General features: G+C 62.8%; 8 protein-coding genes. 6 read left to right on the top strand and 2 right to left on the bottom strand.

The features are described from left to right. Positions 1 to 269: 269 nt before the first annotated feature. Together HPS36_RS03525 and HPS36_RS03530 are read left to right on the top strand one after the other, a co-directional pair. Positions 270 to 815 carry a HalOD1 output domain-containing protein gene (locus HPS36_RS03525; protein WP_173228524.1) on the top strand — a complete coding sequence of 182 codons (546 nt, stop codon included), beginning with the start codon at positions 270 to 272 and terminating at the stop codon, positions 813 to 815. A 382-nt stretch (positions 816 to 1,197) separates the two neighbouring features. After that, on the top strand, positions 1,198 to 3,861 hold the full coding sequence (locus HPS36_RS03530; protein ID WP_173228525.1) for a sensor histidine kinase: 2,664 nt from the start codon (positions 1,198 to 1,200) through the stop codon (positions 3,859 to 3,861). Positions 3,862 to 3,994: 133 nt separating this feature from the next. Here the strand turns inward: HPS36_RS03530 and HPS36_RS03535 are convergent, their stop codons facing one another. Next, on the bottom strand, positions 3,995 to 4,894 hold the full coding sequence (locus HPS36_RS03535; protein WP_173228526.1) for a DUF7504 family protein: 900 nt from the start codon (positions 4,892 to 4,894) through the stop codon (positions 3,995 to 3,997). 217 nt (positions 4,895 to 5,111) lie between these two features. Beyond that, entirely contained in the window at positions 5,112 to 8,456 is a 3,345-nt protein-coding gene (locus HPS36_RS03540) for a PAS domain-containing protein (RefSeq protein WP_173228527.1), read from the bottom strand. Between the two features lie 302 nt (positions 8,457 to 8,758). Between HPS36_RS03540 and HPS36_RS03545 the strand changes: the two genes are divergently transcribed. The 4 genes from HPS36_RS03545 to HPS36_RS03560 all read left to right on the top strand — a co-directional run bounded on the left by HPS36_RS03545 (position 8,759) and on the right by HPS36_RS03560 (position 11,972). Next, positions 8,759 to 9,607, top strand: coding sequence for a lipoate--protein ligase family protein (locus tag HPS36_RS03545; RefSeq protein ID WP_173228528.1), 849 nt, complete (start codon positions 8,759 to 8,761; stop codon positions 9,605 to 9,607). A 65-nt stretch (positions 9,608 to 9,672) separates the two neighbouring features. Next, the gene (locus HPS36_RS03550) at positions 9,673 to 10,509 is read left to right on the top strand and encodes a deoxyribonuclease IV (RefSeq protein WP_173228529.1); all 837 of its coding nucleotides are present in this window, start codon (positions 9,673 to 9,675) and stop codon (positions 10,507 to 10,509) included. A gap of 93 nt (positions 10,510 to 10,602) precedes the next feature. Beyond that, complete coding sequence (locus HPS36_RS03555; RefSeq protein ID WP_173228530.1) at positions 10,603 to 11,076, top strand: hypothetical protein; 474 nt, start codon at positions 10,603 to 10,605, stop codon at positions 11,074 to 11,076. A 62-nt stretch (positions 11,077 to 11,138) separates the two neighbouring features. Beyond that, a complete protein-coding gene (locus HPS36_RS03560; protein ID WP_173228531.1) occupies positions 11,139 to 11,972 on the top strand; it encodes a class I SAM-dependent methyltransferase in 834 nt (277 codons plus the stop codon). The last annotated feature ends 21 nt before the right edge of the window (positions 11,973 to 11,993 follow it).

Below are 11,993 nucleotides of genomic sequence, written 5' to 3' on the forward strand. Positions count from 1 at the left end.
ACCTCTAGACTAGGTTGACGCTATCGACGAAGTGGGGAATCTGTCAGAGGCAAAACGCGTGGCTCGAAGGGACCATCGAGTCACGCGGGTTTTCGCTCTAAGCCAGTCGATCTGTGACTGATTCGATAATCGCGGTTGTCTTATGAAGTGTACCAGCGGATGTCTGTCGAGAGTCGCGCACACGTACATATACAGTATAGGCCATGAGAGGCGGAGTGGTCCGCGAGACGAAATATATTGATCCACTATTTATGTATATTGACAGACCTATGAACTCGGACTCGTCAGTTACTCGGTTTGATCCGACGACTACTCGGTCAGCACTCGACGCTGTATTCACTGCTGTCTCCGAGTTTAAAAATACAGATGCCAAAAATCTCCGGCGTCTCGACAGATATATCGACGCCGACACAATCAACCTCCTGTTTGGTGGTCCGGATAGTTCAACAACGCGTATTGAAGAGGGGACCCTTTCGTTTCGATACGACGATGTATTCGTGACTGTGACACATGACGGATGGATCGAGGTCGTCGACGCAGACGCGTTCCCCACACGGCCAGCACACCATAGACTGTCAGCCGACGCACGCGCACAGCAATCGACCGAAGCGGCTCTCGAAGCGGCGGCAGCGGCGTTTGCCGAGGCCGAAGAATACGTCTGGACCGCCGCTAGCAACGCTTCGGATACTGAACTCGGCGATCCGCTCTGGGCAGTGGTGGAGCAACTCTGGGCCATTCAGACATCGATTGACGACCTCACCGCGCAGTCGTCTTCGACTGAATCGCTGGCAACACAGACAGATGACCAGTTGTGACGAGATGACCGATGACGCACTGTTCAACCTCGGCATCGATCTCAACCGGGAAGAGACAGTAGGTGGCGCTATTGATCGGACACTGACTGCGGTCCGTACCACACTGGGGGACACAGCGATTACCGTGTGGCGAAGCCGCAACGAGCATGGTAGCAACCTTGAGAATGGCCAATCGCCGGAACAGCCGTCCCCACCGTTGTTCGGTTCCGAACGCCATACGGGTCGGTCGGATCGAATCCCTTCACCAGACGCGTCTCTAATCAAGCGATGTTTCACGGCTGATGCGCCGGTTCGAACTGACGGGGTGGCCGGACCAATCGCACCGGATGATAACCGCTGGCTTCCGCGTCAGGAACTTTTCGTTCCGATCGATTCCGAGCGTGTGCTATCGGTTGGCTGGGATCACCACGATCTCGCGATCGCGTTGGACGAGGCCGCTGTCCGTGATGTTCTCGAGCGAGCAGCAGAGTTACTCGCCGCGGCACTCGACCGTATTAGCTCCCAGACCCGTGACCCGACAGGCGAGATCGCCTCGGACATTCGCCTCGGTGCGTTTCAACAGGCGATCGAGGACGCCGCCGATGGCGTCGCCATCCTTGACGACGAGGCGTACGCCTATATCGACCAGACGCACGTCGATATGTACGGATTCGACAGCAAACAGGAGCTACTCGGTCGAAGTTGGCGGGAGCTATACGCTGCGGATGAAGCGGCACGGATCGAGAAGGAAGCTTTCGACGCGCTCGAACGCGATGGTCACTGGCAGGGGCGAGTAACGGGAAGTCGGCCAGATGGAACGACGTTCCCGGCGGAGCTGTCCCTGACGATGGTCACCCCATCCCGAATGGTCTGTACGGTGCGTGACGTGAGCGATCGTGAAGCACGGGAACATGAACTCGCATTAAAAGAGCGGGCGCTGGACGAAGCAGGGACCAGCATCCAGATTACGGACCCGACCCAACCGGGGAACCCGTTGGTGTACGTCAACGAGGAGTTTGTACAGCTAACCGGATACGAGCGGTCAGAGGCTCTCGGCCGAAACCCGAGATTCCTCCAGGGCCCCGGATTAGATTCGGAGACGACAAAGCGCATCCGTACGGCGATCGAAACCGAGCGACCAATAACGACTAAGCTGAGAAACTACACCGCGGAGGGTGAACCGTACTGGGCGAAGCTCTCCGTGACGCCGGTTCGAGACGCAAACGGAATCGTGACAAACTACATCGGGGTTCAACACGATATCACCGAGCAACGACGGCGGATCAGAGAGCTCAGAGACCAGACTGAGCGGCTGGAGCTCGTCCTCAGCGGGACGGAGACGGGCATCGGTGAGTGGGACTTCAGTACCAACACAGTCACGTTGGACGCCACTTTACGAGAGACGGTCGGAGCGAGCCCGACGACGATAGACGAATGGCAAGCAATAGTTTATCCGGAGGACCACGAACGTGCCGCTGACGCCCTGCGGCGCCCGATCGAGACCGGTGACCCGGCTGCTGAGACGATACGAATCGGGACGGATGACAGCGAAGTCACGTGGATAGATCTACACACCGTTGTGAGTGATGCGGGTGATGGCTCTGCCAGTGTGCTGGCGATGGGGCGAGACGCGACGAAGCGCTCCGAGCGTGTGAAATGGGCGTCGAAACTGTTTGATCAGGGCCCGCTGCTGTTCGTTCAAACTCGGGCCGTTGGCGGCGAAGCAGTCATTGAGGCCTGTGACCGGTCGTTTTCCGACGCGCTGGGGTACGAGCGCGAAGCGGTGGTTGGACAGCCGCTCAGTGAGTTTTACGACGATACCTCGGCCAATTCGCTCCAAACAGACGGCTACGAACGCGCGCTTAGCGGCGATCTCACCGTTGCGGAACGCACGCTCGTGACGACGGACGGCGACACGGTCCCGTGTCTGTTACGGGCGATCCCGCGCACCGTCAGCGACGAAGTCGTAGGTACCGATGTGCTGTTCATCGATATCTCTGAACGCGAGAAGTACACTCGGCGACTGGAGGCAGTGTTTAACAGCCCGCACCAGTTTACCGCGTTAGTCCGCCCCAATAAAATCGTGACTGACGTGAACGATACGCTGGTTACACGCATCGGTGTGGATCGGTCGACTATAGTTGATGAACCAATCGACAAATTCCCGTGGCTGAACCTTGATCCGAACCACAGACTCACGGTTTGTGAGGCGGTCAACCGCGCGGGTGACGGTGAACTCGTCCAGACCGAAGGAGAACTACAGGGTCCAGATGGTCTCGCACGCATCGACGTATCGTTCAAGCCGATTCGTAACGCCGCTGGTGAAATCACGCTGATCGCCGTTGAGGGGAAGGATATCACCGTGAAGACGCGACAGCGACAGCATTTACAGGTGTTCCAGCGGGTCGTCCGACACAACGTCCGCAACGATTTAAACAAGCTCGTGGGATGGACAACGATGCTCGCCGAGGAACCGGACGCTGACTGTCGTCAAGATCATCTCCGCCGACTGACGCGTATATTCGACGGATGGGAACGACTTACGAACAAAATGCAGGTGATCGATCGCGCGATACGGGAGATACCACACGACGAGTCGAGCGTTAACATCGCTGAGGTCACTGAAACGGCCGCAACGGCGGTACGAGATGACCACTCGGACGCAACGATCGCTGTCTCTGTCGACGCGACCGACGAGACAGTCTCACGATGGCTTACACACCCAGTTACCGAGGTGATAAAGAACGCGGTGGCCGCAGGAGACCGAGAAGACCCGTACGTCAACGTATCGGTGAGACAGGTCGACAACGGCTGGCTCCAGATCGTCGTGGCCGACGACGGGCCTGGCATGCCAGATATAGAGCGGGAGGTACTCGTCACCGGCGAAGAGACGCCGTTACAGCACGGTTCTGAGCTCGGGATCTGGCTGATTCGGATGTTAGTCTCGGTACTCGGCGGGGAGATCGATGTCGACGTGACCGACACAGGTACCGAAGTTGTGCTTCGCGTTCCGACGTCGTCAGCAAACCGTAATCTGGGTTTAGCCGTACCCGGGCAGATGTCCTAGGGGGCATACCGTACAAACTGCGAGGCGTGTGGAAGGGTCGGCAAAGCCCCGTCTCACAACGAGGGGCAGCGATCCGAAACCCAGCAACCGAGGCCGGGTTGTGACACGGACTCGTCGGGTAACAGTACCGTATTCACTCCGGGATAGACTCGCCGCCGTCTTCATCGACTATTCCGGAAGGCTGTCGGTCCACTGCTTGGGCCGCCGCTTCACTATCCGAGCACGGCGACGAGCCAACCACCTGCCATGTGGGGGCAACATCTCGCTTCCCACACACTCGCGCCTCAATCTGGCCGTCGTCGGTTCGCATCTCAATAACGTAATCGAAGTGTGCCGACCCAAACCAGCTGGAACCGTCGATGTCCCTCGCTGGTGGCAGGTGGATGAGCCCGCCGACGCCCTGATTTCGCCACTGACCGACCAGTTCGTGGAGGAACCTATCGAGTGCAGTCGAGTCATGATGCGCCAGCAGTTGGGTCAACGTCGCGATCGCGAATGTTCCCGTTCGATCACCTGTCGCGAGCTGCGTCGTCGCACGTTCGGCGGCGACCCCAAGTGAAGTGAGGTCACCGCACCGAACCGGTCCGGCGTCGGTAGTCGCGACGTCAACACCGCCGTCGGTCTCGGCACCAGGGGTAGAATCGATGACGAGAGGGTCCATCGTCGAGAGCCGCGAGCGAACCTCATGGTGTGGGTACTTCGTCGTCAACACCGCGCCCGTCTCGGTCATCGCCGCGTACATGGCGTAAAACAGGTCATCGTACAACTGGGAGCTCGGCGCGGCGAATCCAACAATGTCGTCGTGTTGGACCGCAACATCGGCGATGAAAGCCGGTGCGATCGTCTCTGGAGACGGGTGTAGAACGGCTTCGAAGGCCTCACCGGGATGCCTTTCGGCTGCGAGAAGCCGGTCAACTAGCTTGTTCCCGTAGTCGTCGACGTAGACGGAAGAGTCGACCCATGACGAACGGTCTTCACTCGTCGCAGTCGCGGCGGGTTCAGTGGGCCGGTTCAGATACTCGTACACCATCATCGTCAACTCAGACGGCTGGGCACTCACTCGGTCTCACCCGCTCGCGGCGGTATCGGGTATAGAGGACCCTCCATCGAGATTCGCGGCGCGTCATTCCATCCCGAACTCATGCGTTCTATTCTTTCAGTATCAATACTATTTCTACGCCCGAAGATATGTGGCAGGCAGAATAGATACCAAATATATCCGTGTCTTAGTAGTAGTCCACAACCGTTCGTCACTCGAAGAAGCCGCGGATGATCTTCGACTCCGCGGCGCGCAGATGCTGGTGGAGCGTCGACGAGGACACGTCGAACCGGTCGGCGAGATCGGCACCGTTGATACCACGCGGATCATCATAGTATCCTTCTTGGAGCGCTGTCTCGGCGATCTCCCGCTGTCTTCTCGTCAACTCTGTACTCCCGGCCGACCCGTCGCGTCTACCGGATGACCCGGACAGATGGCGCTTCGAGACGAGCTGACACGAACCGGAGACGGTAGACAACTCCTCGCGGACCCGACCGATCACCCCCGGGTCCCTGGTCCAGAACTCCAACACGTCAGCGTTCGGGCGGGAACGGACACTGCTCAGTTGTGTGTCTGTCCGCATGAGGACGTCGCGAACCGAGCCCAGCGACCGGCCCGGTGTATCTCTCATCCGCACGGCAATCTCGTGGGCGTTGCTACCGATCGAGTCAATACTGTCGAGTTCGATACCCGGCGTCGCCGCGACGTAATCACGAAACGCGGTCTCGGTGTAGCCGTCGACGCGGCCGGTTAGGTGAAAGTTTTCTCTGCCCGTTAGCGCGACGTGTTCGACGACAATCGTCCCGGACGTCGAGAGGCCCGGAAAGAGCGGCGACGGGTCCCGACACTCAAGATCGAAGGCGATCGGTGCGTTCGACGCGTTCGCAGACTCAAGCGTTGACAGTCGCATTCCGGCGGCGTCCGCAACCGCACCAACCGCTTGGCGTTCTGGTTCGGCGAAGCGCTCGGCGTCTGTACTGATGAACTCGGCGACGGCATAGACGGTCCCGTAGTGGCTCACCGGAACCGCGAGCGATTCTCGGTAGCCGAAATGGAGCAGTCGATTAAGCCACTCGCCGTGACTTCCCCCAGTCTCTTGTCCATCGACGACACGCTGTGGTTCGTTTTGTGAGGCAGCGGTAATCGCGGGAAACGCCTGCCCGTCGTTTTCGTACAGCTTCGACGGTCCACCTGCCTCGGACACTTCGACCGGGTCAATTCGCTCTGTGACCGGATCATACGTGCCAACGAACGCGTACTCCGCCACACGATCGCCGAAGCCGACAACCGCCTCACGCACTGCCGCCGATGTCTCCGCAGTCACGATCGCTTCAACTGTGTCAACCATCCCCTCCCACAGGTTCTGGTAGCGGTCCGCTTGCCGCTGGGTCCTGGCGACATCATTTGAGAGCCCCGCTATCGATGTCTCCTGGCGAAGTTGTGTGAGTGCTGCCGAGACCTGCTGGCTCACCGCCCGAATGAACGATTCCAACGTCTCGTCCCGTTTGTCGACGACTACGCTCAACAGACTCGTCTCACCGAGCTGTGTGACGAGTGCCTGCTTCTCGGCTGCGTCGTCCGCCTCGATAACGGCGTCGGCCGGGAGCCAGCACGTGTCGGACTCGGTGAACGCTCGCCAGAGGTCCGTCTCGCCCGGGTGAATTCGCTGTCGGCTACGTGATTCGGTGTTGTCTCCCGCAGTCGCAAGCCGCACCAACTCCCCTTTTGACGTATTGCGGTCGTATATCGCGAGTTCGTCAGCCGTCACCACTTCGGCAACCGCCTCGACGCACGCGTCAAACGCGTCTTCCGGATCCGTTGCTTTGAATACACGGTTGCTCACGGCGTAGAGGTTCGTCAACCGGCGCTGCCGGTCGAGTTCGTCACGCACATCGGTAAGATCGGTGATGTCGTTGGCAACGCCGAGTACCGCGTCCTCATCGCTGTCGGCCGGCTTGAATGGTATTTTCCACGTTTCTAAGATCCGCTCGTTGCCCGCGGCGTCGGTCAGCGTCTCCTCGGTGCGATGGAGCGGCTCGCCGGTCTCAATCACCCGTCTATCGTCGTCGGTGAATGCGTCCACCTCGTCGGGCTCGGCCGTGTAGTCGGCATCAGTCGAACCGATCATGTCCGAGACGGTGGTACCGTACGCGTCAGCGACCGCTTCGTTCGCGAGCAAGAATTCGCCGTCGGTGTTCTTCGCGAATATCAGCTGCGGGACTGTATTCATGACACGTTCGAGCTGATTGTGTTCTGACTCTATGCGGTCGCGCGCAGTACGTAGTTGACGTCGCTGCGCGACGAGTTCGATCGCCGTCTGGAGGTACTGTGTGACGATCAAAATGAGCTCGCGTTCGTCCTCGGCGAGATTGTCCGTTTCCGGCGACCCGACGAGAAACACACCATCGTCGTCGATAGGGACAATAAATTCGGTACCGATTGGCGTCTCCCGGTTGTGAACGCCCACCTCCGCGGCGACATTCGGATAGTATGCCGGCGTCCCAGCATCGAACGCCTCCCACGCAAGCGATTCACCAGGGCGGAATTGCGGTACCTCCTCGACAAGCGACGCTCCGCTACTGGAGACAGACACCGGAACGAGCACGTCGGTCGCGGTCTCCGCAGTTCCAGTCGGATTCGCTGTATCCGTTCCAGCAGGTTCGTGTGCCCAATACCCAGAGACCGGCCGATCAATAATCTCCGTCACTCCCTCGATGGCAGTATCAATCACTTCCTCGTAATTGTCTGCAGTCATCAGCTCTTCGGCAAGCGAACGTGTCTCCTCAAGGCGACGGAGTCGGCGTTCTTGTTCGGTGAGATCGAGATTAACGCAGGTGATTCCCCCGTCGGGAAGCTGTGCGAGGGACACGCGCTGTGTAATCGGCGTGCCGTCCCGTTTGACGCCGACCAACTCTCCGTCCCACGACCCCGTCTCCTCGACGACCGGGAGAACCTCGGTTTCGATTCGCTCGATGACGTCGTCCGCGTATATCTGCCGCCAGGTCCCGCCGAGCAGCTCCTCGGCGTCGTCGTACCCGAACATCGTGACGTGGGCGTCGTTGAGGTACGTGTACTCACCGTCACCGTTTAATAACGCAATACCGGAGGTCGTCAGGTCCATCGCGGCCGCCTGCTGTTCGAGCCGAGCCAAGTCCTCTATGCGTTCGCTGGCGTCTTGGAAGATTCCGAGGACGTACTCGGTGTCCGCGTGTGTAAACGTCGTTGACCTCACGTCGACGGGCACTGTCGACCCGTCGGCGCGCAGAATCGTTACCGGCTCCTCCGCGTCGGCGCGGACGTGTTTCTCCCGCCCGTCTTGGACTGCCTGAAACCCTTCTTGATGGCGCGTCTCAGTCTCTGGAGGGTGAAGTTCGGTCTGGTGCATCCCGATAAGCGAAGAGCGGTTGCGACCGAACAGCTCGGTCGCAGCCTCGTTTACCGCCACGACGGTTCCGGTGGCGGCCTCTGCGGCGAGGATCGGTGCTGGACCTTCTATCGCCAGCCGCGCGAGGAACGCGTCGGCTCCGTAGTCGGGAGACGTGGGTTCCGGACTCATCTTGTTATATAATTCACTATTCTGGACCAATTTGAGAGTATCGCCGTGATTGCCCATAACTGGATTTTACAGCCTAAGAGTGGGTTTCACAGGTAGTAGATTGATATATTCATTATTGACAAATGAATATCTATTAAAATCGTTAATAAATGAGTTGAGAACCAGTACTGACTCTTACTCCGGGTTTTGAACAGCACAACATCTGTTGAATAGAAGGCACACATCAAATATATCCTCCGAGGTTATGGCCGCTCGCGACGCCGAGCGCAACCGCTTTCGGAGCGGCGCCCCACGACAGCGATATGACCGCGCCCGCCGTCGACTGGCGGCTGATCCGCGAGGAGGCCCGCCCCGGCCCGATGCAGATGGCGTTAGACGAGGTCGCCGCCGAGACCGCCGCGGCGGGCGGGCCCGCCACGCTCCGCGCCTACCGCTGGGAGCCGAGCTGTCTCACCCTCGGGCGCCACCAGGAGCCGGAGACGGTCGACTGGGGCTTCTGCGAGCGCGAGGGGATCGACGTGACCCGCCGGCAGACGGGCGGGGGCGGGATCTACCACGACGGCCGCGGGGACGTGGCGTACTCGATCGCGGTCCCCGCGGACGACGTGCCGGGCGAACTGCTCGACTGCTATCACCTGCTGTGCGAGCCCGTCCTCGACGCGTTCGACCGGCTCGGGATCGACGCCGACTACGTCGAGGATCCGCTGCCGGAGCTGTACCATCCGGCGTGTTACCTCCGCGAGCTTCACCCGGCCCACGACGTGGTGGCCGACGACGGCCGCGCCGGTCCGCGCAAGATCGCCGGCAACGCGCAGTACCGCAAGCGCGAGGCGGTGATACAGCACGGGTCGCTGACGTTCTCGGCGGAGGCGGACCGACACCTCGGCGTCTTCGACGACCCACCGGTGACACCCGAAGAGTTCCGGGAGCGCGTGGTCGGGATGGACGAACTGGTCGACGCCGACCGCGCGGACGCGGTCGCGGCCGTCGAGGCGGCGCTGTCCGACTGGGCGGGAGCGGCGCCCGACGCAACCGTGGAGACGGACGGCTCGTGGACGGACGCGGAGCTGGAGCGGGCCGAAGAGCTCGTCGCGGAGAAGTACCGCGACGAGGCGTGGGTCCGAACGCGCCCCGGCGGCGGCGGAGCGTAGCGACCTCGGCGGGCGGGGATTCCCGGTTCCGAAGGGGCTTTTTCGGCCGCCTCCGTGTAGCCGGTATGAGCCTCAAGGTCGGCGCGCACGTCTCCATCGCGGGCGGCGTGGACAACGCCGTGGCGAACCAGGTCGAGGTCGGCGGCAACTGCGGACAGATATTCACCCACTCGCCGCAGGTGTGGCAAGACCCGGACATCGGCGACGACGAGGCCGAGCGGTTCCGCGAGGGGACCGAGCGCGACCTGGAGGGACCGTGGGTGATCCACACCTCCTACCTCGTGAACCTCTGTACGCCGAAGGAGGGGCTCCGGGAGAAGTCGCTCGACTCGATGCAAAAGGAGGTCGACGCGGCCGACAAGCTGGGCATCCCGTACGTCAACGTCCACCTCGGCGCGCACACGGGCGCCGGGGTCGAGGGCGGCCTCGACAACGCCGCGTCGGTGATCGACGACCTCGACGTGCCCGACGGCGTGACGGTCCTGATCGAGAGCGACGCGGGCGCGGGGACGAAGCTCGGCGGCGAGTTCGAGCACCTCGCGGGGATCATCGACCGCACGGAGACCGACATCGACGTCTGCGTCGACACGGCCCACGCGTTCGCGGCGGGCTACGACCTCTCGACGCCCGAGGCGGTCGACGAGACGGTCGCGGAGTTCGACGACGTGGTCGGGTTAGAGCACCTGAAGTACATCCACCTCAACGACTCGAAACACGAGTGCGGCACCAACAAGGACGAACACGCCCACATCGGCGAGGGGCACATCGGCGAGGCGGGGATGGAGCGCATCCTCAACCACCCCGATCTGGTCGACGTGCCGCTGGCCCTGGAGACGCCGACGGAGGACGGGAAGAGCTTCGCGTGGAACATCGATCGGGTCCGCGAACTCCGGCGCGACTGAGCCGCGCGACGCGTCGGCGGCGGCCCGAGCCGACCCGGACGGCTGTCGCCCGTCCGACGCGGTTTTAAGTAACCTCGCGAGTGATCCACGGACATGCCCACCACGAAGGCGTTGCTGTTGGGACGCCGTCGCGACCGCGCGGTCGGACTGGTGGTCGGGTTCGCCGGCGCCGTGGCGCTCGCGCTCGTCGCCGGGTTCCTCGCCGAGTCGGCGGGCGTGACGACGGCGAGCGCCCTGACCGACCGGCTCCTGCCGCTGCTGGTGTTCTACGCGCCCGGACCGCTGGCCGCCGCCGGCGCGTACGCGCGGTGCGGCGGCCCGGCGTGCCTGGCCGTCGGGGTCGTGCCGGCGGCCGTCCTCGGCGGGTTCGTCCTCCTCGGGACGGTGGTCGGCGTCCCCGGGATCAACGGGGGGAACCCGGCGATCGGCGACGTGACGGTGAGCTTCGCCGCGGTCGGGGTGACCAGCGCGTTCGTCGGCTACTGCGCCGGCGTGACCGCCGTCCTCGCCGCCGACCTGCTCGGGGTCGGGTCCGGCGAGGGGGACGGCGAAGGCGGCGACGAGTGAGGTGCCGGCCCCTCGCCGACCGATCTCCGGACGTTTATTTCCGCCCGCCGCGAAGCGAGGGCGTGCGACGCTTCTCCGCCGAGTACCTCGAACACACCCGCCGCGGGATGTGGGACGACGGCCGCGACGCGCTCGCGGACCTGGACCTGGGGAGCCGCGAGCGCGTCCTCGACGTGGGCTGCGGCACGGGGGAGCTGACCCGCGTGCTGGCCGCGGAGGCGGACGCGGCGGGCGACGCGGACGCGACCGTGATCGGCGTTGACGCCGACCGCGACCTCCTCGGGGTCGCCCGCGAGGAGAGCGACGGGCGGATCGGCTACCTGGCCGGGGACGCGACCCGGCTGCCGGTCGCCGACGGCGCGGTCGACCTGGCGGTCTGTCAGGCGCTCCTGATCAACCTCCCGGACCCGACCGCGGCGGTGCGTGAGCTCGCCCGGGTCTCCGGGGACCTCGTCGCCGCGGTCGAGCCGGACAACGCCGACGTGCGGGTGGCCTCGACGGTCGACGCCGAGGAGCGGCTGGAGCGCGAGGCGCGCGAGGCGTACGTCGCGGGCGTGGAGACGGACGTGGCGCTCGGCGACCGGGTGCGCGAGGCGTTCGACGCGGCCGGGATGGTCGACGTGCGGACCCGACGCTACGTCCACGAGAAGCGGACCGAGCCGCCGTACGCCGAGGCCGCGCTCCGGTCGGCGGCGCGGAAGGCCTCCGGCGCGGGCCTGGCCGACCACCGCGAGGAGCTGGTCGCCGCGACATCGGAGGCGGCCTACGACGACCTCCGGGGGCGCTGGCGCGAGATGGGCCGCGAGGTCGTCGACGCCATCGGCGCCGAGGAGTACGAGCGCGTCGAGTACGTCCCCTTCGACGTGACCGTGGGGCGCGTGCCGGACGGCGGCTGACCCCCGTTTCCCCGGGAGCCG

The sequence above is a fragment of the Halorubrum salinarum genome, from assembly GCF_013267195.1.
Lineage (GTDB): Archaea > Halobacteriota > Halobacteria > Halobacteriales > Haloferacaceae > Halorubrum > Halorubrum salinarum.